We start from the raw sequence: 23,457 nt of genomic DNA, 5'->3' as shown, positions 1-23,457 counted from the left end.
GAATTCAATCGTCACTCAACTTTTCACGCTGTTGAACAACATATCGATTAGAATTGCCTTGGACAGTACTAATTCTTCGTGTGCGCTCACATTCCCAAATATCAACCTTATCCAGTATATTCCAGTGTGAAAACTGGATTTTTTCATCATTGCTAACAGGGATGTTGTACTGGTCTATCATGTAAAAATAGGTACGGGCTATATCCCCTTTGATAGAATCAGCCGGTTCTGTTAGGTCGGTCTCAAAATCAATTTCAAAGTCACATTGTCCGTAGTTACGTGGTTCGTTATCAATGTTACCGAAACGGCGATTTAACCGGTCGCCATTTAATTCACCAACAGATGGAACTAAGTTATATAAGTCGTTGTGAGCCTTTTTAAATGACGGTACTAGCTTTTTTGCACAGTCACGGCCAGACAAATATTTGCCGCTAGAGTTTCTACAGTTATCGTAATTGTGCCTGTTTTTCCATTGGTTTAAGTGGCCTACCATTAGCTCTGCAGGAACGATATGTTCCCATTCAACCCTAAGCGCTCTTTCGTTCTGTTTACCGCTTGTAGTCCTAGGGGGGGCGTGTAACCACAGCTCGTGGGTATAATTAATGATTCAGTTTTATTACCATCATGGTCTAAATCATTTTCATCATCGAAAACAATATCACAGCTACAGTAAACGATTTAAGCATATCTTTATGGATAACTTGTTCAGGCTATACGCTTTGCTTTATTAAAGCTGCTAAGGTGGTCTGAGAAGCTATTAAATGGGGTAAATACTAGTGCTATAGTTAATAGTTTTTTCATATGCTTGTATTTTGATTAGCCCCTGTATTAAAATTTTATATTATTCCCATTCTGTAATAAATACCGGAGTGAATATACCTGCGGTCGGCTAAACGTATGAGATAATCAAGGTGTATCGCTTTGTTTTCTTGGGGGGAGACGGTGTTTAGAGAAACTACAGCTAAATATCATGATATGATGGCATTAGATAGCGAAGCAATTTTGTTTGGTGGATTATCTCGCCAATGGGTCGATAAAGTTAGTTAAGAGATTCTTACCTCATTTTGAGTGATAACGAAAGCATCTCACCTAAACTTAGCTTACGTCCACTCTAAATCAATGGTTTTAATTATGCCTCAATAGGGTAACTTAGTGTCAACGTGGTTAGCTCTAAATTTAAAGATATTAAGCTGTTTCTCCCGCTTTTAGAACCATATTTCCCCAATGTTTATTTGCAATAGAGGTTTATAAACCTAGTCGATATAATAAAATTGGCAATCCATTCATCATCGAATATGATTGACATGGCGCTTGATTTAGTTTGGCGTGCTATGTGCCAGTTGCTTACTCTAACTGCAAATCATTTAACGTCAGCTAGATAGATAATACATGAACTTTTCATCTCAAACCGTCCTTATATGGTAGCTAACTATTTAATACTGAAAGATAAGGTTGGAATGAGCCTTAAAGAATTCTAACATTTTGAAATTTTCAATCATCTTGTTGGAATTTACTTCGTATGTCCCAATTTACGTGGGCTAATCATTCAGACTAAACCAGTATTTTTTTTCTAAAAAAGCAACTAGCTCCTCTCTGAATTTTAGTGCTCGCTTGGAAAGAGTTCTTTTTTTTGGCCATACAAGTGATATTTCACGTGGAGAACCAGTCCATAATGGCAGAACTCGTTTTACTTCTCCGTTTTCAATGTCATTATGAACCATACTCATTGGCAGAAGGGCTATTCCGGCACCCGCTTTGACTAAGTTTAATGTCACGCTCATATCGTTACTAATGTGATTATGTTTTTTAGTAAAAATATACTTTTCTTGGTCTTTATTCAATGTCCAATCTTTGAATAAGTGCGCAGCGACACTTGGATAAAATTTCAATTGAGATACCGTCTCAGGTAAGGCTTTGTTGTAGTTTGATGATACTACTAATACAGAATCGATCGTACCGAGTTTTTTTTGTATTAGTGATGAGTTCTCTTGAGGACCTGAACGGATAGCGATATCAACTTGGTTAGGGATTACATCGTCATCAGGATCCCCTAATGTAACATCAAGTAAGATATTTGAATTATCAGCAGTAAAAGAACGCCAGAACTCATTAAGCGGACCGCTACCGATATTTGTAGGAACCATTATTTTAAGCTCACCGCTTAAGCTGTTTAGGTCATTATCTAAGTTTGAAAGACGTAAATTTAGTTCATGTATGAAGTTGGCGGTTTCCTCGTAGTAAGCTTTCCCTGTTTGTGTAAGTGTTATCCCTTTATTAGACCGATGACAGAGCTCGCATCCTAATTTATTCTCTAACTCATGTAACCGCCTTGAAACTGTAGCTATTGTCATCCCAAGTACCTGCGCACCACGGCTTAAACTTTGCTGTTCTGCGACAGCGATAAAAATATTGAGATTATCTAGCATTGGCTTTACATATTTGCAATTGATTTTCTTAACAATACATATATACGAAAAATATGTAAACCAGTAAATTATATGGCCTCACTTGAAGTCAATAAAGGTAAATTTTAGATGAAGCATCGGTTTATTTTCGCCATATTAATGTCTTTCGTGCTTACTTTTTTTATGTCCGCATGGGTTACTTATATCAACGTAGGCTTTATAAATAGCTTTATAAATTATTGGATGTCGGCATGGCTGTTAGCATGGCCAGCTGCGGGTGTAATATCATTCGTGTGCGCTCCTCAACTTCATAACTTAGCCCAAAAAATATCAGATAAATTTTAGACAGCTTAGATTATTTTGTATGGTGGTCAGTTATTTGGCCACTACAAAATACTTAGGGAATATGCTTTAGCAAAGCCTAACCTTGGGGTATTAAAGATCTGCTTCCCGCTCATTTTGAAATTGCTGTTTTAAAGGTAGCACAATATATTACCAATTTTAGACTACGTGCCAATAGCAGAAGCCAAGTTCTAGGATATTTAACATCGGCTAACTGCCTTTTGCTATAATTACGGAAAATTTTTAGTTGTTGTGACACATACTAGGCATATCAGCAGCTTTAACATCATTTACAACAAGCACATTTTTTTATTTCGTACATAAAAGATATCTAATCATTTAGTGGAAGATTAAGAAGATATAATTAAGCTATTTCTTTTGTTTCGATTCCCCAAATATATCGATTTTCAGTACTACAGTAATGATGTACTTTAATAGGTCCGTGCATACCGATTTGGTAACGCTCTCCAAGTTTAAAAACCACACTAGTTTGAGCGCAAATAAACAGATTAACTACCTTAACATGAGCGTTTAATCGAGAAATACACTTAGATATAACTCCTATCACCTCATCCAGTTTTTCATTGTTCTGGATCAATTCAAAGTCTTTAATATTACTATTTATAAATAAAGTAGAATTACTAAACTCTGCCGGTAAATGACTAGCCAAAATATCTTGAGTAAAGGATACTGCAATCGCAGCTTCGTCAGTACCCGATAGTTGCATGGCTGAAATCGCAATTTCAAGATCTGTTTGGTTATTAAAAGTTAATGTAAAATATCGACACTGAAATTTTTCTTTATTTAACAAATACCCGTTTCCTGTTGCTCTGTCATTCGCTACAAACTCTGTTTGTAGATGATTATCTCTAAATACAGTACCTAAATGAAACAAAAAAGGTATAGCTCCTACAGATTTTACATACGCCTTTTGAGCGCGTGAAACATCCGAATTATCCTCAATATATTGCTTGATTCGTTTGAGTTGATCTATTGACTCATGTTTATCACGAGAATCAAAAGGATTTCTTTTAAGTGGTGACATTAACTTTTTTAAATTAGTCGGTGGCAAACCTTGCTTAGTTATATCTAGCTCAGCACTCATGTTTTTGAAAGCAGGGACATAAATAAAACCTATATCTTTCACAGATTCATTTTTCATGACTGTAATAACCCTGCATACAAGTATCAGAAGGCCAATAGCCACGACAACCAAACCAACTAACCAACTATAAAAGCTTGCATCAGAAGGTGCATATTCAAAAATATTTTCTTTGTAAACTACTCGAAAGATAACTCCACCACTAAGTAAAGTAATCCCTGAAATGAATATAATCGTGCCTATCTTTGTAGGCAGATCAGCAGGTCGCCATATGATTTTCGCGATGCTGTAGATAAAGTTGAGCAATTTATCCATTGAATCTCTCATTTAGGTATGTATAAAAATTAGTTTTTTCAGTTCCAACTATAACAAATAGAAACGCTGGAATAATGGAATCATTTTCTTTTATTAAATGATTCCACCCGTTTATATCAATATCGGATGGCGATGGTATTCTTTCAGGGTGAGTGTGCCAAACACCAAGAAAATTACTATAACCACCAGAAGAATTATAAGCATTTACAACAGCCGCATGGTGTTTAGGATCTTTTAGCTTATATGTATATCTCGTACGAATATCTTTGATTCCAGGAGTTGTACATTGATCAACTATAATCAAATTATTACTTGCTTCATAACCTCCAATAATAAATCCACAAGCTTCCCTCCGCGACCCTGTCTGCCTATAGCTCTTCCACATTGAAGATACTTTATCATTTGTTTTAACTTCTATATTTGCTTGTAAAATAAGCTCATTGACAAACATTACAGGCTTTCCGATAGTGTTCAAAAGTTAAACTTCCATCTCTGTGATGATAATATCTATGAGTCAGATCTATTCCTTTAGACAAAGCTTCGTCAGGAGTACCTACCCATGATGATACAAACCCCTGTTGCGGTCTAGCATTCAAGCAATTAATAGCCGTTCTAACGGATAAACTAGCAGTATCTTGGGCATCTAAACCACTAAATGGGAGAAAATGGGTGCCGCAGCCAGCATAACTTACCATAACCTCTTGATTAGGTGATATAAACGAAATATTGCTAACTGTACTAGGCTCATCAGTTACATTATCAATGTAACAGCAGTTTAGACACCCTTTGACTTTAGGTATGGTTGTAATAACATGTCCGCCCAACCCTAACGCTTCCAACCAGCTATATATAACGACTGGTGTATTATTCAACTCAGCTTTATAGATCCATGAGTTAAAACTTCTCTCTTCAGTTTCATCACCTGTAGCGCAAATAATGAGATCAAAATTTTCTATGAATTTAGTATCTTGACACTCAGCCAAAGAATTTTTTCCACTTATCTTAATATCACAATATGGATATTTTGAAGAGACCTCCATCACTAATCCCAAACATTTACTTTTATCCAAACAATATGATGGCAACACATGCCTATGTATGTTTTCCAGATTAAAATTATCTTGATCACAGATGGTGATATGACCTACGCCACTACTCGCTAACTTATCAACTACATGCCCACCCACACTTCCACATCCGATAACACAAACTTTAGCATCACCTAACTTTGTACTGGCTCCTGAACGATATAATAGCGAGTGCCTTGAAATTACATCAATAATTGCCGGTTCGATATGCCAATGTTTGAAATGACTCTCATGTAATGGGAGTCTTTCATCGTTATCTCTAACACAATATAAAGCAACCCATATTCTTTGGCCTTTAACTATTGAACTTAAGATGATATTTAGAGAGTTATGCCTATTATTTTTCGCGTACCGTTTTAATTCTTGTTTTTGCGGTAAAGGGAGTTTTTGTATTTGTTTTTTCCACCACTCGCTGACAGATTCTGTTGGGGATGGAGGCAAAATTAAATGGTGCGCGGGTATATCTATAAAAACGCCTTTACCTCTTATTGAAAGAGGGGTTTTCTTGTATTTGCTATAAACAAGAAAATCTTTATTTAAGCTAGATTTTCCTTCAGCAAAAAATGCATTTAGTTTAAGTTTCTTATCTTGACTGCACTTTACTTTTAGTTCAGAAAGAGAATCTTCATCATCGCCAAAATATTTTATTGATGGAGTTCCGGCTTTAACTTTAAAGTTCCATATTGCAACAAACTCTTTATATGCTTCTTCTTCAAAATAAACTCGATCAGTAAGCAATCTTGCTAGCATATCTTTCGCTTTTTGAAGCGTTTCCAGAAGAACATGTTCTGGTCTTTCAACATCCAAACAATATTGATTATACTCCCCAATACAAACAGTACCGGCTCCATCATCTCGCGTACTTACATGTGGTAACAAGCCATATGCAAACCTGTCCAATAAATAAAACTTAGGCAATGCATTGGGAAACAATTTAGGCAAAAAGACTTTTAGTCCCAAAGTTCTATTGTTGATTTGTAAATCGATAGTTATGTCGTTATTTGAATTTATCTGAGCGCTAAATCCATGACTTGTTAAAAACTTACAATAATGTTGATAATTATGCTCCGCCAATAGAAGTACTCACTGCTGGTTGATTAGTTTTAACTCGCCCGTTACTCGAATTCTCTGATTTGTCTTGATGCTCAGGAAAGTCTTCCCCAAAGACTTTGCGCAGCTCTTTAGTTTGTTTTTCTAGAGAATCCATCTTTGAAACAGCTTCCAGCTTTTCCAAAAGCTTGCTTAAGCGGTTTCTTAACTTTGTACCAGTATCTATGCTCTTGGTTTTAAAAATGTCTATATGAATCGCCCCGAGTTCATCGGAGACCAGTTTGTTTAAGTCAAGCTACTTTACCTGACTCGTTTAAATTATCATAGTAGTCTGTTTCATATTGAGCTGGTGAAATATACCCAATTGAAGATAATAAGCGTTGATTATTAAACCAATTAACCCACTCTAACGTTGCATATTCAACAGCATCAACATTCTTCCACGGGCCATTCCTGCGAATAACCTCTGTTTTAAATAAGCCATTTATTGTTTCAGCCAATGCATTGTCATAAGAGTCACCCACACTCCCTACAGACGCTTGAATTCCAGCTTCAGCAAGTCGCTCAGTGTACCTTATAGACAAATATTGACTGCCTCTGTCGCTGTGGTGAATTAACCCCTCGGGGTTGCCACGATGCCAAATAGCTTGCTCTAATGCATCAAGAATCAGTTCTGTGTGCATTGTCGTTGATACACGCCAACCGACAATGTATCGTGAAAAAACATCTATCACGAAAGCGACGTAAACAAAGCCACTCCATGTGGCAACATAGGTGATATCAGCGACCCAAAGTTGATTTGGCTGCTCAGCAGTAAATTGACGATTAACTAAATCCAGTGGCTTATCTTGTTGCTCGTCAGGTATCGTTGTCTTATGTGCTTTACCCCGACGTACACCTTGAATTCCCATTATTCGCATCAATCGTTCTACCGTACAGCGGGCGACTTGATGGTCGTCACGCTGTAGCTGCTTCCATACTTTTCTTGCACCATAAACTGACATATTATCCTCCCACACTTCGCGAATGAGTATCATCAGCTCAGCATCACGTTTTTTGCGGTTAGACAGTCGCTCAGGCTCTCTTTGTATCTGTTTATGAGAATAATACGTTGATGGTGCAATCGGCAATTCCTTGCAAATTGACTCGACACCGTAATGCTCTCGACAAGCATCAATAAAATCCACTATTACTTCTGTTTGCGGTCGAGCTCCGCTTGGGCGAAAAAAGCGGCAGCCTGCCTCAGAATATCATTCGTTCGCTTGAGCTCTTTATTCTCGCGCTCCAAAGCGGCAAGTCGTTCTTCAGTTGATTGAGTGTTAGAAGATGGTTTAGACGGTTGAGCTTGAGACTTCTTGACCCATGCTCTAAGTGTTTCTGGTGTACATCCCAGTTTATCTGAAATCGATACTAGCGCAGCCCAAAGAGAGGGGTATTCATGCTGTTGTGTAGTAACAAGCCTAATTGCACGTTCACGAAATTCTGATGTATAGCGATTTGATTTTTTCATTATTCCAGTTTCTCAAGTTATTGAGTCTCTGGCAAACACGGGGCGATTCAATATGTGGAACTTTTGGTAAATTTACATCAATATTATACTTACCCTCACCTTGAGGTTTAAAATATTTATAATCGCCCAACATACTTTTCAACGTATTGATTAAACAATTGTGGTCATCACACGCTCCACTATTTACATCGATATCACTCTGAAATTGTTCTCTTGCCATAACAGCCAATGCAATTGAGAATACTTTTTTTCTCTCTGATTCAACTTTATAGTTGTAATCTCTCCATCTTTTAAGGTATCTAACAATCCTGTAATATTGTTTCTTATAATCATCAGACTTAAATTCGCCTTTCCAAACTAACCATTCAAGTAAACCTTCGGTATCGTTGTAATCCCAAAAACGTTCCGACTCACCCGAGAATTCTTTACCAACTCCTAATTTAGTCTGTTTAGTAAAATCATCAGTGAATACCACATAATCGATGTGTATTGGTTTTGATTTATAATCAGCAGTTACACAAGGCTTTTTAATTTTAGGTTCTTTAAAACCATGCTTAGACAAAACTTCTTTGATCTGTTTTTTTACAATAACAGGGTTTTCTGGAGCAGAATCATTGTCTAAAACAATACCTCTATCAATGTCATAATCTCCCCCATTTAGAGGTCTGATAGCAGTATTTGCTTTCATGGAACCCAGTTGGGGAGTTCTAAGAATTGTGTATCTATCTTTAAACTCTTCTTTAATTTTGGATAAAATTAATTCATCTTTGTTTTTAGCTTCTTTATATTCTGAGCTGTAATAATTTAGAGATATATTTGAGTGAAACGTGGAGTATTTGTTTTGTAAGGACATATATTGTTCCATTGATTAGTATATAATCACAATGTAGCCACTAACAAATTAATTCAAGGGCTAATTAAACTTTTCCAAAATTATCGGATTTAAATTTTTCCTAATCTAGTATTTGACAGGCGAAGCAGTTCTTACTATTTTTTATAGAAGAATGTGTAAATATTACTTAACAAAATTAATCTAATAAGGAAAAAACAATGGCTGTGAAACACACCCCACCAAATGAACCAAGTATTGTACACAAAGGGCAAAAAGGCGGAGTTACCGGATGTGGATTCAATACTAGAGAAAATCCAACGCATTGGACTAATACTGATAGCAAAATTACGTGCGATAAAAATGGTTGTAAAAACTAGTCCATCCAAATCGAAGGTGGTACTTTAGATACCACTTTCACAAAACTATACAGTTTAATCTTAAGTAGCTTTGATCTAGAAAACTGGCGTATGGCTTTTTATTACTAACTTCTGCTTTCACTCAAACCTAAAAACTACAACAAGTAAAATAAATTAAACTTTTGTCCTAGCATTACCTTGCTCGGTATATAATTGCACTTAAACATAACCGCCAATTTCAATTAAATAAGTGCAGACTAGGCCAAAATCAGCAATTAATTTCAGGCAGGTGAGCCCATCTTGTTGTGTACTGCGGGGATAAAAACGCTCTTCGCATAGACCATTTTTCGGTCATATTACTGCTAGCAATAAAGGTAGTGCCAGTGCCGTATTTGCTGTTGATTTGGTCGTATACTTGCATGACTTCTGGTTTATCTAGGCTTTTGTCAAATAAGCTGTGCTGCGTGAATTTTCCACTATGTAATTCAATAGCGCCTAACCCGCATTTATAAAAAGACACATTGGCAATAAATAACTTGTCTAATATTGAACTGACAGCACTAGCAATAACACAGGTATCTGATGTTGGCACCACAAATTCATACAAAAAGCTTCGTTTGATGAATTGCGCGTCATGTGGGGAGTTATGAGCAAAAATAGTCAGCTTTTTAACCACTGAGTTCTGTTTTCTAAGCTTCCTACCTATAATCTCAGCGTGGGTATTCAGAGCAGCATGTAAGCTACTTTTATCGGTAATTCTTGCCCCAAAGCTTCGTGTTGAAAATATCTCTTTCTTATCTTGTTTAACTTCATCCCAATTCAGGCATATTTCACCATTAAGCTCTCTTACCGTCTTTTCCAGTACAATACTGTGAAACTTACGCATTTTACTTGGGTTTTGCTGGGCAAGATCATAGGCGTTTTTTAAGCCGAACAACGCCAACCTTTTCGATAACCTAGAGCCAATTCCCCACACATCTGATAATTTCATTTGCGTTAAAATAGGTGTGGCCTGTTTAGTATCGCTGATAACAGCAACACCATTGTAACCATAAAGCTTTTTAGCAGCATGATTAGCACCTTTAGCCAAAGTGGGCGTGATTCCAAACCCAACACCAACAGGTAGTTTAACTTCACGCCAAACAGCTTGTCGTATTTCACGTCCAAGCTTATGCCAATCAGATACTTGGCAACTAAACTGCAAAAAAGATTCATCAATGCTATAAACATGCTGATTGCTGCAATAACGAGCTATGACATTCATCATACGGTCAGATAAATCGGCATAAAGCTCATAATTTGAAGAACGCACAACAACATTATGCTGAGCTAAGTATTCTTTGAGCTTAAAATAGGGTTCAAATTTAGGAATATTAAGCTTACGGGCAATAGGGCAGACGGCACAAACACAGCCATCGTTATTGGTTAACACTACGACTGGCTTGTTACGAATGCTCGGATCAAATACTTTCTCTGCCGAAGCGTAAAAAGCGACAGCATCAACTAAAGCAAACATTTCATTATTTCAGCGCAGTTACGGTGTAAACGAATAGATTGAGTGACCACCCCTTCAATTTGAAATTCGTCCATATCGGAAATATAAACAGGTGCAAACTCGCCAGAAGATGAAATCAAACTCTTCTTTTGTTTGTCTAGCACTTTACATACAAATGAACCATTATAATTAGCGACTATCACGTCATTTTGTTTGGTTGTAACCGCCCTATCTACGATCAATAAGTCACCATCATAAATGCCATTACCTTCCATAGAATCCCCTTTAGCTTGACCGATAAAAGTCGCATGTGGATGCTGTATCAATAGTTCATCAAGCGATAACCCTAGCTCTTTGTATTCTGCCGCTGGCGACTCAAAGCCAGTAATGCCTGCAAATGCATATATGGGAATAATTTTCATATTTCACGACTCGCTTAAAAAAACAAATTAAACTGTATGTTTATACAGTTTAATTTCAAGGTAAGTTTTATTCAAGTAGATTCGTACACTTTATAAAATCTCCAATATAGGTGGGCACTTAAACATAACTCCAGAGTGAAAGTTTATCCGCGTGGTTTGTAAGCACTGGGCTTGTAGATATGAACAAAATCGATACTTTTCGACAAAAAATTTCTTATGACGGATTAAACTGGCTAACGTTATTAAAATAGGTAAGCAAGCTTACAAATACCGAAAATCACAAAAGTTGAGTCAATCACTGATAATTTACTAATTATTTTAAGTAAGCAACATGCACGTTAATACACATTAACGTGCATGTTGGTAAAAGTTTAGTGGTCATTGATTAATTGTCCATTAAAGGAGCGCAGTATAAACTCAAAGTGTAATTTTTTTGGTCTTGTTGTTATTTAATCTTACTGCGATTGAGTCATAGCACCAATAAGCAAGCGGCAAAACTATTCTTCTACCACACACTTCATTACCCTGTAAAAAAACCGGTTGACTTTATTTTTTTGTTGAGTCAAGATTACCCTGTTTTTTTACAGGGGTAATTGTATGGCGAAATTTAATGATGAACAACTAAATTATTTTCAGGCAACCAAAGGAGCATATTCTGAGGTTACTGAGCGAGAAGCTACTGGTGATAAATCTGTAACAGTAGACAAACTCGAAAAAGAGGTTATTGCAACTATATGTAGCCTTGACTCTTTTGCTAGAGGGGGTGGGGGTGCTATGGATATCAAACCTGATACATTGACCTTTAACGTATGGTCTGAAGGCACTTATTTAAAGAAAGAACTTGTAATAAAATATCCAAAATCTCAAGGCAATGAATTAAGGCTTTATTTTAAAAAGGGCTCTGGGTTTTATCCTGAGTTTGGTGAAGTTTGGTTTATTTTTGTGATAGATGGAGTTCAAGAGTTATTCATTGGTTCCATGATGAAAGATACGTTCAATAATTTAACTTCAACTGATGCAAAAAAAATAGCTTATGAAGTAAATAATACGATAGATGAAGAAGATTTTAATTATATCAAGGCAATAAATGCTCCTAAAGCACATAATGAAGCCGCTTCATATTATGTTACATCTCAGCATAGAGATGTAACACTAGCCGCGCAGGTTATGAGAAGAAAAAATTACACCTGTGAGTTCAGTAAAAATCATTCCACATTTACATCTGCTTCAACGGATCACCCGTATGTAGAAATTCACCATTTAATACCCATTTCAAATAATAAAGATTTTGCTTATTCACTGGATGTACAAGCAAACTTAATAGTACTTTGTCCTAATTGCCACCGAGCTATTCATTATGGTGACGCAGAAACAAAACTTCCATTGATAAAAACATTTTATAAGAAGAGGAAGGCAGCCCTTGCTTCTTCTGGAATAGAAGTCGACTTCAAAAGGCTCCTTAGTTTTTACGGAATTAATTAGAAGTGTGAAAGAAATTAGTCGTTTGCTTAAGATGGTGTTGATTATGTAGTTTACCTAAAGCATCCCTTGCTCAAATAGGGCTGTAATTGGATATTGTGTTACGATAGCTTCTGCAATCGATTGGACAACTGGTACTACAACGGAGTTCCCAAACTGTTTGTAGGCTGGTGTTTTAGATGGCGGAGTCCAAAAACCTGCAGGGTATCCAAATAGGTTTGAGCATTCTTGTATCGTCAATTTTCGAGGGTTTCTTTCATTCTGAGGTATGAGACATTCTTTACCATCTTTACCGTATCTAGCAACGATCGTATTTGACGGTTTATTTAAGTTTGCCGCAAATGCAGTAAATCCTGTGCCTCTGTCTAGATTTCTCTGAGTTCTATGAATGTGACCCTGCCATAGCCTATCTGAGATTGTGTACTCTTCTATTTCTGCGACAGTTAAATTTTCCAAGGCTTGAAATAGTGGTAAAGGTTCTCCTTCAAATTCCGGAAATTCGAAGCCACCGAACTCATTGTATATATCTTCTCTGACACATACCATATAACAACGAACACGTCGCTGGGGAACAACTGTTTCAGAGTTCACTAGTTTATAAAAGAACTTATAGGAATGTTTATTTTCCGCTTCTTTCCCCAAATTTTCCATTGTTGAACGAATTATTGAAAATGTTTCTCCTTGATTGTGTGAAACAATATTTTTAACATTTTCCATAAACACGATTTGAGGCTGCTTTACGAAAGCTATCCTAGCTATTGAATGGAATAACGTCCCTTGTGTCTCACATTCAAATCCATGTGCCAGTCCCAAGGCAGTTCGAGCTGAAACGCCAGCATGACTGAAAGGTTGGCATGGGAATCCAGCAGCTAGTATGCTATGGTCTGGAATCGATTGATTAATTACTATATCTTCAACGTTTGTGTTAGTAAACTGGTTAATATCCCCAAACGGCCATTTACCGTAGTTATTGAAATAAGTAACTTTGGCTGATTTGTCCCATTCGCATGCAAATTTAGCACTTCCACCATTTGCCGAAAGTGCTAAATTAAATCCGCCTATCCCAGCAAATAAGTCAATAAATGGAAAGCCATGTTGTTCATTATAGAACGGAGCACTTTCCAATAAAATTTGCTGAAAATCTAAATTATTCGTTACTAGGAATTCATCTTTGGCTTGCTGCATTATCCGAATTAAATCATCAGATAAGCTGTAATTAAAATCATTATTTAAGAGCCAGTGAGTTATTTTTGCTCTTAATTCATTGTCTGATTGGTAATCTGAATTATAAGTTGTTACATCTTTCTCTATTTTTTCTACAAGTTCTCGAAGCATATTTAATTATCAGTTTTGTATGGCTAAAGTTGGGATGGGGTTCTAATCAACAGCACTATTTATAAGCGGCTAATATTAACAAAATTGCATAGTTTAAGCACTACAAATAAAATTGTAGTAAAGCTTAACTTTGTTTGTCTTTTTCGAATAGTTGCATTAAATAAACTATTAATTTTTTTGGTGATTCACATGAGTATATGACCTCATTGCTCCCAGCATATACCTCTGGAGAAACTTCATCACCTTCATTATCTGCTAACTGCAGAGTATACCTATCAGACTCTATTTCTCTTTGATGTTTTTGTGGGTAGTCAACCCATAGGACAAAATACTGTTTTTTTATATTGAAATAAAAACTTGGACAATCATCATTATGGTACGAACGGTCTTTTAGCTTAGGAAAGTCGTACAAATTGAAACCTAACTGAAAATCTAAACCAAATTCTTGTTGATATAGCATTACTAAATTACCTCTCTTAAATACAACCACGCCTTTTGTAATTGATTTCCCATTCGGCTATCAACTTAGCAAATACTCTCTTTGTCTTTTTGGGAACATCAAACCGGCTTTGAATCATTTGTTTATTATCGTCTAAATTAATCCCTGAAAGCTCCTTTTTGTATGTTCTTGGAATGACGTGACTATAATGCTGTTCAATCATCTGGCTGCTTGTACCGCATTGCTTGGCCAAAACTTCAACCGAAAATAGCTGTTCTGTTAATGCAAGAGTAATGTATGTGTGCCTAATTGAATATAAAGATCTAGTACCATGCGAAGACGCCTTAAGCCCGCATAGCTCCAGAGCTTTATCAAAATTTACACCAAGTTCTTTTGTTGTTGCGCCATCTCGTAACCTAAATAATTTATCGGTGGGTTTTCTATCAGGAAAGCGTCTTGCCATAGTTCGGATCGTATCAAATATATGCTGGTTGCAAACAATTTCACGGGTGCCAGTATGTTTAGTTGTTTTACCTTTCCTGACGGTAATATAAAAAATAACGCGATGTTCATGACTTTCAATTTTAATATCTGACCATGTGAGGTTATCCATTTCAGAACCTGGCCTCATGCCCGTATATAGGGCAATATCCATATAATCAGTCAGCAATTCACGAATCTGTCGTGTTTTTTCTTTGCGGCTTTCTTTCATCATTTCAACAACAGCGTCGTAAACTATATCGTATTCTTCCATAGTGAAAGACGCTCTGCGTTTGCCTTCTTGCCCTATATTTGTAAGGGTTGGTACTTGAGCTGCTATCATCCATTTTTGCTCAATCGCTTCTTTAAAGACCATTTGTAAGGCCGCATTGTGAGTTAGAATGGTGGATTTAGCTGGTATTCGCCCAAATTGTTCAATACGCCAAGAGTTGAACTCACGAATCTTGTTTTGGTCGATTGAGGTTATGTGGATGCGATCGAAGTAGGGGATGTGATACTTGTTTAAAGCTTGAATATAGTCTTTATAAATGACCTTACCGCCACCATGTTCTAGTTCTTCTTTCATTTTGGCGATGGTTTCAAGTGCGACATCTTTGAACCTCTTTGTAAGTACATTTATTCCGTGCTCGGCTTTAATTTTGTGTTCCACAACAATTGAATAAGCTTTAGATATTGCTTTATCTAAATCCGTTTCTTTGGTAGATTTAGTTATCCATTTTCGGTCAATAACAAAGCGGCAATACCAACGTTTGCTGTTGTCCTGCAAGTAAACGTATAAACCGTCTTCAATGTCATGTCGTTGGAGTAGTGTGGTCATAAGGCAATCAAATAATAATGGGTTAACTTTGCAAAGTTTTTGCAAAGTGTTTATCTTAGCTTTTAATTAATTGATTTTAAATAGATAATTTAGGCGTGCTATTTTCAAAATCCGTTGCCTTCGGGCGTGGCGGTTCAAGTCCGCCCACCGGTACCATTCTTAAGTTCCTGATTTTTAAATCTTATTACGATTATTTATCCTTGATAGCTGCCTTTGTATATTGTGCTCATTCCTCTCCTCGCTTCTGATGATTTTCTGCTAATGGTAGGAAATGATTTGGCTTTAAAGTGGATACCGAAGCAGTAATATTTCTGACTCCATAGTACTGAGCTTAGAGCGACTGAAAGCTAAATAAATGAAATATATTCATTAAACCGAGTTTAGATGATTTAGCCACTGTTTTTCATACGCCAAGGGCTATTTTGCTTAACGCAATAAAATACAAACAGACTCATTACACAGGGCAAAATCATATTTGAGTAATTTTCACAAAAACGCCGCAAGCACATCCCTGTAAGCTTGAATTTGTCGTCCTGAAAAATATATTTTTCTCTAAAGCTTTTTGCTCTAAATAAAGGTTTTTCTAGATACTGCCATTATATTTCAAAGTGTGATCTTGCCTTGGTTCATTAAAGAGCATTTAAGCTAGCTTACTTTAAAACTAGTTCAACTTGGGTTGGCGTACCTGATTCAACAAAATCATGTACATGATTTATGTTACCTTCAAACGGTTGACGTCCATATATATAGCTTTCTTCTTTTACAATGGCTCTGTACGCTTTGTTTAATTTGTTTGCCCGTGCTTTCGTTGGAATTAATAATTCCCCTATATTTTTATTTAGCTTCGCTAAAGCTGCTTTATTGAGCTCACCTGTTTCCGTTAAAAATTTAGCTTTAATTTCTGAATTTGAGCGAAATTCATCGCCCCAAATATTGTTCGCTAAATAGGTCGCGTATTCGTTGCGGCCATCTGCCAATTTAGGTTCCATTAATCCCGCTAAACCTTTTTCAGACCAATGGTACCAACCTTGTTTGAATGTGCTTGCATCCAGTTTTCGCGAAAATGCAAATGCACCATCGGTCGTTGCACTAATACCAGAGTGGCATCCCATACAAAATACCGTTTCTTCGTAAGTTTGTGGTCTAAGATCACCCACTTTATCTTCAATAAAACCTTGTAATACCCAACCAAAGCCAGTGTATAAACCAACCTCACCATCGCCAGTGAATTGACGTAAACGTTCAGGAAAATCATTTTTTTCTTTTATTTCACTTAACGCTGCATTCTGTAATTGAGGATAAGTATTCCAACCTGTCTTTTTGCTATAACGTACCTCTTTAATGCGCTTAGATAATACTAACGCTTCGTCTTGCCAATCTAAATATCGTAAGGTGTGTAAAAACTCGGTACCTTCCGGATAAAGTCCGCCAGCGATATGCAATTGTTTTTTAGCCAAAGCTTGCTTCGCCTGGCCGACATAACTCATTAAGCGATCATCTAGCGGCGCCCAATCAAACTTGACTTCTATCGCCATTGATAATTCGCCATTTTTATCAATATCCACACCAAACAGGTTTTCATCAATTGGTGTAATTTCAACAGATTGGCGTTTAATCATAGCCTCTACAATGGCCAAATTGACTTTATAAATATCTAGATTAAATTGGCCTTGCTCATCTTGTTGAAAAACGGATGGTAATCGAATGAGCACATCATCAGTAGCGCCATTAGCTGGAAAAAATGCCCCTACAAAAGGCGAATAAGCAAAGGCACGCCAACCGCTAAATTCACCATTAGGTTTTAAATCAAACCCTTGTTGATCAAAGTTAAAATAAGCATCTGGTATAAATCCATTCCATTGGCCATCTTTATTTACATCCCATCCGGGCGGAACATTTTTAAGTTTATTGGCCAAAGTGAGTGAACCATCGTCAGAAAAATAATTTGATTGCCGAATATATTGTTTAATTTCATCATTGCTAATTTCAGCTACTTCTTTAGAAAAGTCTTTAAATAAGTTTGACCATCGGTTGGTTTGTAGGTATGCAGCAGTAAAGCCATATTCCAATTGTAAATCTACACCACTGATATAGTTGGGTTTTTTACCATTATCGTGGCAGGCGTAACACGGGTTTTGAGTTTCACCGAGTTCATCAACTGTTTTGGTGTAACATTGTGGCGGAACATATGCAGCATCGTTATGCATCACTTTATTTCGGGTGTAGGCAAGTCGCTGCTGCTCAATAGCTGTAGTTTCGTTATCAACAACTTGCTGGCTTTCTTTTTTTGTAAGGGTTTGAGAGTGATTTGCTGAGTCGCATGCGCTTAACGTCAGCACGCTCACTATAAAAAGTAGACTTGATTTCATATTATTATCCAGTTTATTAGCTGGCTAAAATGTTTACACGTTTTATTTGTTAATTGACTCCATTTAATAATAAGGAATACTAAACAGCTATTTTTGATTAATTGATTACCTAAAAATAGCTTACAACGTTGACGCATCTCAGCTTAGGTTTAATTGGAACTTATTTAACGCTAAGCAGATTGCAAAAAAATGAAGGAGGTCGTTTAAATTGCCCTTTTGTTTAGTTTTTTAAATTTTTATACTGAGTCATTGTGTTTCGTTTTAGCTCGATATATAAAAAATCAGGTAAAAAGAAAACGATAAAGTGAATTTAAAAATAGAAGTTGAATAGTGTCACGAAAAATGTGGCAAGGTAAAAATAAAAAGAGAAGCAGGTTGCTTCTCTTTTATCATTTTAAGCTAGTTAAAATAACCGCTTTAATACGTTTACTTAAAAGCGGTTATTTCACAATGCGAGTAGGTTATACGCGATTATTTAAGCTTAATGGGGCCTACATAGCCGATTTCAGATTCCATATTGTCTTCACGGCCAGATGGGTGCTGTGTAACCGCTGTTAAATAAGTAAAGCCGTTAATATCTTTATACCAGTAAGGCGATGTTGTTTCTGCACCTAAAGGCGTGGTTAATATGCGTGTTAATGAGCCATCATTTAAATCGAAAGACCAAATCATATTGTTTTCATGTGAGCTGGTATCTTCGCCAATGATCAATACGTTTGATTCCTCTAAATAAGCAACGTTATCAGGGGAGGCGATTGAGTTAATGTCACACTTATTGCCTTCGTATTCACTGCCTGTGTAGTCCACAGACATACCGCCAACAATACCGGCCATATCTTTAGCAACATACATTGAATTCATGCTCTCATCTGCAGATACATTTAATTCATAAACTGCACCACATGAATTTTTAGGTAAACGAATATGGTTATAGCCGCCGTTATCGTTTGAACTACCGTCTTCCATCCCGCGCGCAACTTCAGACATAGCGATATATAATTTCGATTCTTTTGCATTGAACGTAACGCCTTCTTCCTTACGGAATTCGGTTGTTGCGCCTTTATATGCAGCAAAACGACGTGTTTCTAGGCGAGAGGCTAATTTCTCATCTTTTTCGTCAACCACTGAATCTTGATTAACATCTTTTAGTTTCACACACTCAAAACCTGCAGAAGTATTAATAGAGGTAAAGGTGTCAGGACAAACATTATCAACGTCATCTGCCAGTTCAAAAATGTCATCAAACATAGGTTTAGTCGCTATGAACTCACGAATTTCAGCGTTATTAGCGTGGCCTAAATTTACCCAAGTTAAGTCGGCAGCACCGTGATTTTCAGATGAAGTTTGGTTCCATTTAACCGCATATAATGTACCTGCAGATAAGTCTTTTTCTTTATCCGCAATAAACATGAATAAACCCACGTTTGTACCATCGTCTGTTAAATAAACAGTCCGATTATCTGGCATAACATAAGCTAATTCATGTGACATGCGGCCCATGCTGTAATGTTTAGCATAATCAACTTCACCGGTAGCTGTGATTTTAACTTCAGGCGTCCAACCATAATAATATGGGTTAGACAGAGTTAAATCGCCCTGCCAGTAAGGTGCAATAGCGTTGTAGTAGTTATCAGATGTAAGGCCAGAATCATCAACCGTTAAAGTACCACGTGGCTCATATTCTTCAGAACCTAAGTGCGATTGCCAGGGCGTTACCATACCTGCACAGTGAACCCATCCACCAAATTCATCTTTTTGACTGATAAATTCTAATGTACCCTCAACTGGCGACAACATGCCAGTATCTGCATCTTGAGTTATTTCCTGTACATACATTGCACCAATTTGACATTCAAATTGAGAAACCATGTACATTTTGTCGTTTTTCTGCAAAATACTGGTGTAATCAAGGCCGGAACCCACACCTGCATTAGTACCATTGCAAATGTAGTCACTGCCATCTTCAAACTGAATTGGCTCATCTAGATGATTTTTAGCTAAACCAAATACCTCGCCCGTGATTGTATCTTCATGAGCCGTACTCATAAGTTTGTGATAACCGATGCTTTGCACTTTACCGTTAATTGTAATCTCGTTAGAGGCTCGAACGGACTGCTGCGCGTTTTCAGATAAAGGTACAGATATACCTGAAAATGAAATTGTGTCCATCATAGGTGCAGGTGTTTCGCCACCATTGTTTTCATCCTCATCATCTGAGTTAAGATCCAGAGTACAAGCGCTTAAAGTGGTTGCTACCGTTAATGCTAGTAGGCTTAGTTTGAATTGCTCATTCATTTTCATCTTTTGTCCTTATCATTATTTCAATGGCTACTAATTTAAATTATTAAATAAAACAATTATGGTTTTGTTCACTAGCGATTACGTTTTCTTAAAGCTGACAATAAGCCAAGCAAGGCGATGCCATAAAATGTCCATGTACCTGATCCAATGACGAAATCATCTTCTTTGTCTTCTTCGTCACTTTTAACATCTGTTATTGCGACATCTAACCAAACTAAACGGTGATCGGACGAGGCAGTACGTGATGAAATTAAACTGTACAAGTTGTCATTTTCTGCGGGCCAAAATACTGAACCTTGTTTGGCCATTAAGCCAAATTCAGACGATAAAACGTAATCAGCTCGCATTTGCCAGCTTGCAGTGTGGTAAGGTGATAAAGGGTTAGATTCATCATTTTCAAGCCCACCTTCAGAAGACGGTGCAAAATCAGCATAAACATATTCGTTGTTTAATAACTGATTAATAGTGCCATCGTAAGCGTCACCTTCAACGGACGCATTTAAATCGCCCACAATGACAAAACGGGCATTTTCAGTTAACCCAGAGAACGCGCCATTATCGTCATATATATATGCTGAGTTTTCAGGATTTACATAATCAGCCCAAAAACGAACTTCATCGTGGTTACGAGTGCCGTTTCTGTCTTCTGCTCCGTCGAACGTTGGCGGGGTAGGGTGGCTCGCCAAAATATGAATGAGTTCGCCATCTACATTTACTGGAATATCCCAATGAGATTTTGAAGATAATCTAAACTCATTTGTTTCAGCTTCGTTATACCAATTTTCACCTGTTGCTGGGTCGGTAGGCATTAAATTACCAGGCATGTCTTTCCACAAGAATTTTTGGAAAGTACGCACATCTTCTTGTTCAATTGGAAAGCGTGAAATGAATACCATGGCGTAATGGCCTTCAAACTGACCAAAACCATAAGCATCGTTTTGAGTACCAGTGGCAGTGCCATTGTTATCTAAATCAAAATTAGTAGGTGTACCTGTATTTGAAGGGGCAACAAAGTAATACGGATAATCAATTGAATTAACGTCTTCAGCCTGAGCTACATTTAAATATTGGCTTATAAACATTTCAATACCTGAGTTTGCATCTGCAATGTAGTCAAACTCATTGAGTAAAACCATATCAGGACGAACACGTTGAATTATTTCAGCAATATTCTTAATTTGAGCGTTATCGCCAGCGGCTAGTTCATCAGCTAATATTTGTGCGCCTTGGCTAACAACTGTTGAATCGTCTGATTCATAGTTTTCGGCTTCCATGCTGACGTTAAAGGTAGCAACTCGAATATCAGAGGCTGATATTTTAGCGTCAACTGAATATTCATTAGTTTGGGCAACTGAAATATCTTTAGTGAGTACAATTGAGTTTGTTGCATCTTTATCTGCAATGGTTAGCGTGACTGTGTAATCACCAGAATCAAACTGATGATTAACGGATGCGCCCATTGCTGTTGAACCATCACCAAAATCCCATGAGAATTGATAAGGTGTACCGGCACCTTGAGCAGCGGTTGCGGTAAACTCAACATTATCAATACTGCGGAAACTATCCCCCAAGCTTGAATTCAAGCTACCAGATAAAGGAAGCGCAAGATCATCCCCTGTGAGTTCAACATTAACCGCATCAACGTGCCATGCACCGTTAACTTCACCAGCATCAAATGTTGTTTTATAGTGATAAGCAAAATGAATTTTTTGACCTATATAGGCGGCTAAATCAACGTCGCCAGATGGCACAAAATCAGATCCGCTTCCACCACTAGTTTCTGTCGGTATATTAAACGTAACTTCTGTCCAAGTAGCGACTTCAGGTGAGGCGTCTGGCTGATAGTCAGTAGACACCTTTAATTTTAAATTTTGGCCATCATAACGACCACGTGTCGTGAAGGTAAGAATTGCAGTGTCAATTGCGGTTTGAGTTAAATCAATTTCTGGCGAAATCAACCAATCATCACTATTGGTGTCACCGTTATATCCATTCATACTCGCGCTTGTATCGCCATTAAATGAATCATGAAACCAATCTTTATCGCTGGCTACGCTAACGGCTGTAAACTGGCCATCAATACCAAACTCAAAATTTTCGTTAAATAAACTGGCGGCATTTAGGTTTAAATTTAATAACCCTAATGCTGCTATTGCTGATACTTGAAATTTTCTCATGCTAGTCCCGTTGTTTATTATTTTACGCTAATGAAAACGCGAATAAGGTAACGACTTTGCATGACCAAAAATTGAACATTAAGTGACAGTTTTAAAAACAATATGTTGCACTGGTGCAAGTTGTTGGTTTTACTAAATAATCTGAACTCTGGATAAAAAATTCGCTTTGTATTAAGACAAAACTACCTTACTAAAATATTAAATTTTATTTAAATACAATATTTTAGGTAACAGCTTGTCCAATATTTAGGTTAAGTTTTGTATTGGTTAACGTAAATTATTTATTTTTCTGATAAAAAGTTGGAAGGTAGGCAAATTTTATAGTGGAGACTCTACTTGCAATGATAGTACAGTATATAAAGCTGTTAGCTTGTTGACAATAAACACCAAGTTAAGCTAGTTGACTCGGTGTTTATGTTAACGCCATCTTAGATAATAATATTATCCTTGTTAGATGTTGCATTAGATAGTGGTGACCAATGAATTAGCTAGCGGTTGCATTAACGTTTCAGCTTTTTCAGCGTTTTCATGACTGTTCACATGAACTATAACCGACCATTTTCCAGTACGGGTCGCTTTTCTGATTTTATTAATCATATGATCATGATCCGGACGAATTGAGAGAAAACCAGCCACTAAAAGCCCACCAAAACTACATAATAAACTGATAGATACAAAAGCAGTTATAGTATAAGTCTGCATAAACAAAGTGCCAGATATGGAGAGCACGCCTGCGATACATAAACCTATTATTAAACCCAAACCGCCTAACATTAAGTGTGAGTTGAGCAATGTTTTACCAATTTTTTTGTCTTCGGGTTCCAGCTTTTCATCAAAGTGGGTATCTCCGGGAGGGATCACCCTGATTTTTTCTGAGACAAAATCAGCTTTGTCGGTTAATGCTTGCACAACAGTCTTGGCGTTAGCTTCAGAGTTAAAAACACCCGCTACTTTAGTTGGATAGGTTTCTTCATTGATATGTGTATTCATGATTCAAATCCTTGTATCAATTAATAGAGATGGTTTGTCGGTATTAAATTATTAAGCAAATCAAGTGCCAGAGGCGGATTTTTTCTTATCTATTTAATTATTAGGGAGTTTTATATTATTTAAAGGACGGGT

General features: G+C 36.9%; 20 protein-coding genes and 1 other annotated feature. Of the genes, 3 read left to right on the top strand and 17 right to left on the bottom strand.

What is annotated here, in order from left to right; translation table 11 throughout:
* Positions 1-4 precede the first annotated feature (4 nt).
* Positions 5-493 (bottom strand): endonuclease, encoded by a 489-nt coding sequence (locus OLW01_RS10170; RefSeq protein ID WP_268073800.1) that lies wholly within the window; start codon positions 491-493, stop codon positions 5-7.
* Positions 494-1,538: 1,045 nt separating this feature from the next.
* Positions 1,539-2,426: a LysR family transcriptional regulator gene (locus tag OLW01_RS10165; protein ID WP_268073798.1), complete on the bottom strand. Its 888-nt coding sequence runs from the start codon at positions 2,424-2,426 to the stop codon at positions 1,539-1,541.
* A gap of 108 nt (positions 2,427-2,534) precedes the next feature.
* On the opposite strand from OLW01_RS10165, the gene OLW01_RS10160 reads away from it, so the two are divergent.
* The gene (locus OLW01_RS10160; RefSeq protein ID WP_326498574.1) at positions 2,535-2,750 is read left to right on the top strand and encodes a DUF2798 domain-containing protein; all 216 of its coding nucleotides are present in this window, start codon (positions 2,535-2,537) and stop codon (positions 2,748-2,750) included.
* A 361-nt stretch (positions 2,751-3,111) separates the two neighbouring features.
* Here OLW01_RS10160 and OLW01_RS10155 read toward each other — a convergent pair whose 3' ends face one another.
* The 6 genes from OLW01_RS10155 to OLW01_RS10130 all read right to left on the bottom strand — a co-directional run bounded on the left by OLW01_RS10155 (position 3,112) and on the right by OLW01_RS10130 (position 8,665).
* Entirely contained in the window at positions 3,112-4,164 is a 1,053-nt protein-coding gene (locus OLW01_RS10155; protein ID WP_268073796.1) for an SAVED domain-containing protein, read from the bottom strand.
* The gene (locus OLW01_RS10150) at positions 4,157-4,615 is read right to left on the bottom strand and encodes a Mov34/MPN/PAD-1 family protein (RefSeq protein WP_268073795.1); all 459 of its coding nucleotides are present in this window, start codon (positions 4,613-4,615) and stop codon (positions 4,157-4,159) included. Before OLW01_RS10150 ends, OLW01_RS10155 begins: the two co-directional genes overlap by 8 nt.
* Positions 4,602-6,326, bottom strand: a complete 1,725-nt coding sequence (locus OLW01_RS10145; protein WP_268073794.1) for a ThiF family adenylyltransferase — start codon at positions 6,324-6,326, stop codon at positions 4,602-4,604. The genes OLW01_RS10150 and OLW01_RS10145 overlap by 14 nt, the downstream gene beginning before the upstream one ends.
* Positions 6,313-6,459, bottom strand: coding sequence for a hypothetical protein (locus tag OLW01_RS10140; protein ID WP_268073793.1), 147 nt, complete (start codon positions 6,457-6,459; stop codon positions 6,313-6,315). Before OLW01_RS10140 ends, OLW01_RS10145 begins: the two co-directional genes overlap by 14 nt.
* Before the next feature lie 133 nt (positions 6,460-6,592).
* Positions 6,593-7,812, bottom strand: a protein-coding gene (locus OLW01_RS10135) for an IS3 family transposase (protein WP_268073792.1) whose coding sequence is annotated in 2 segments (ribosomal slippage) — positions 6,593-7,524 and positions 7,524-7,812 — 1,221 coding nt in all. Because the reading frame shifts where the segments join, the coding sequence is not laid out codon by codon here.
* Positions 7,418-7,534, bottom strand: a sequence feature (AL1L pseudoknot). Its footprint overlaps the gene before it by 117 nt.
* On the bottom strand, positions 7,775-8,665 hold the full coding sequence (locus tag OLW01_RS10130) for a nucleotidyltransferase domain-containing protein (RefSeq protein WP_268073791.1): 891 nt from the start codon (positions 8,663-8,665) through the stop codon (positions 7,775-7,777). Before OLW01_RS10130 ends, OLW01_RS10135 begins: the two co-directional genes overlap by 38 nt.
* Before the next feature lie 197 nt (positions 8,666-8,862).
* Here OLW01_RS10130 and OLW01_RS10125 point away from each other — a divergent pair, with 197 nt between their 5' ends.
* The gene (locus OLW01_RS10125) at positions 8,863-9,021 is read left to right on the top strand and encodes a hypothetical protein (protein WP_268073790.1); all 159 of its coding nucleotides are present in this window, start codon (positions 8,863-8,865) and stop codon (positions 9,019-9,021) included.
* Positions 9,022-9,268: 247 nt separating this feature from the next.
* On the opposite strand, the gene OLW01_RS10120 is transcribed toward OLW01_RS10125, so the two are convergent.
* Together OLW01_RS10120 and umuD are read right to left on the bottom strand one after the other, a co-directional pair.
* Complete coding sequence (locus OLW01_RS10120; RefSeq protein WP_268073789.1) at positions 9,269-10,516, bottom strand: Y-family DNA polymerase; 1,248 nt, start codon at positions 10,514-10,516, stop codon at positions 9,269-9,271.
* Positions 10,504-10,917, bottom strand: a complete 414-nt coding sequence (umuD, locus tag OLW01_RS10115) for a translesion error-prone DNA polymerase V autoproteolytic subunit (protein ID WP_268073788.1) — start codon at positions 10,915-10,917, stop codon at positions 10,504-10,506. The genes OLW01_RS10120 and umuD overlap by 13 nt, the downstream gene beginning before the upstream one ends.
* A gap of 597 nt (positions 10,918-11,514) precedes the next feature.
* Between umuD and OLW01_RS10110 the strand changes: the two genes are divergently transcribed.
* Positions 11,515-12,399, top strand: coding sequence for an HNH endonuclease (locus OLW01_RS10110; RefSeq protein WP_268073786.1), 885 nt, complete (start codon positions 11,515-11,517; stop codon positions 12,397-12,399).
* A 54-nt stretch (positions 12,400-12,453) separates the two neighbouring features.
* Here OLW01_RS10110 and dcm read toward each other — a convergent pair whose 3' ends face one another.
* The 7 genes from dcm to OLW01_RS10075 all read right to left on the bottom strand — a co-directional run bounded on the left by dcm (position 12,454) and on the right by OLW01_RS10075 (position 23,325).
* Positions 12,454-13,731, bottom strand: a complete 1,278-nt coding sequence (gene dcm, locus OLW01_RS10105; protein WP_268073784.1) for a DNA (cytosine-5-)-methyltransferase — start codon at positions 13,729-13,731, stop codon at positions 12,454-12,456.
* 124 nt (positions 13,732-13,855) lie between these two features.
* Positions 13,856-14,191 (bottom strand): hypothetical protein, encoded by a 336-nt coding sequence (locus tag OLW01_RS10100; protein WP_268073783.1) that lies wholly within the window; start codon positions 14,189-14,191, stop codon positions 13,856-13,858.
* 16 nt (positions 14,192-14,207) lie between these two features.
* The gene (locus OLW01_RS10095; protein ID WP_268073782.1) at positions 14,208-15,533 is read right to left on the bottom strand and encodes a tyrosine-type recombinase/integrase; all 1,326 of its coding nucleotides are present in this window, start codon (positions 15,531-15,533) and stop codon (positions 14,208-14,210) included.
* Between the two features lie 605 nt (positions 15,534-16,138).
* Positions 16,139-17,857, bottom strand: a complete 1,719-nt coding sequence (locus OLW01_RS10090) for a hypothetical protein (protein ID WP_268073780.1) — start codon at positions 17,855-17,857, stop codon at positions 16,139-16,141.
* 471 nt (positions 17,858-18,328) lie between these two features.
* Complete coding sequence (locus OLW01_RS10085; protein WP_268073779.1) at positions 18,329-20,158, bottom strand: alkaline phosphatase PhoX; 1,830 nt, start codon at positions 20,156-20,158, stop codon at positions 18,329-18,331.
* Between the two features lie 71 nt (positions 20,159-20,229).
* Positions 20,230-22,335 carry an endonuclease/exonuclease/phosphatase family protein gene (locus OLW01_RS10080; RefSeq protein WP_268073777.1) on the bottom strand — a complete coding sequence of 702 codons (2,106 nt, stop codon included), beginning with the start codon at positions 22,333-22,335 and terminating at the stop codon, positions 20,230-20,232.
* Between the two features lie 462 nt (positions 22,336-22,797).
* A complete protein-coding gene (locus OLW01_RS10075; RefSeq protein ID WP_268073776.1) occupies positions 22,798-23,325 on the bottom strand; it encodes a hypothetical protein in 528 nt (175 codons plus the stop codon).
* Positions 23,326-23,457 lie beyond the last annotated feature (132 nt).

It is taken from the genome of Catenovulum adriaticum (assembly GCF_026725475.1).
Classification (GTDB): domain Bacteria; phylum Pseudomonadota; class Gammaproteobacteria; order Enterobacterales; family Alteromonadaceae; genus Catenovulum; species Catenovulum adriaticum.
Note: the sequence above shows the minus strand (reverse complement) of the source record. Positions and strands in the feature narration are given on the sequence as shown.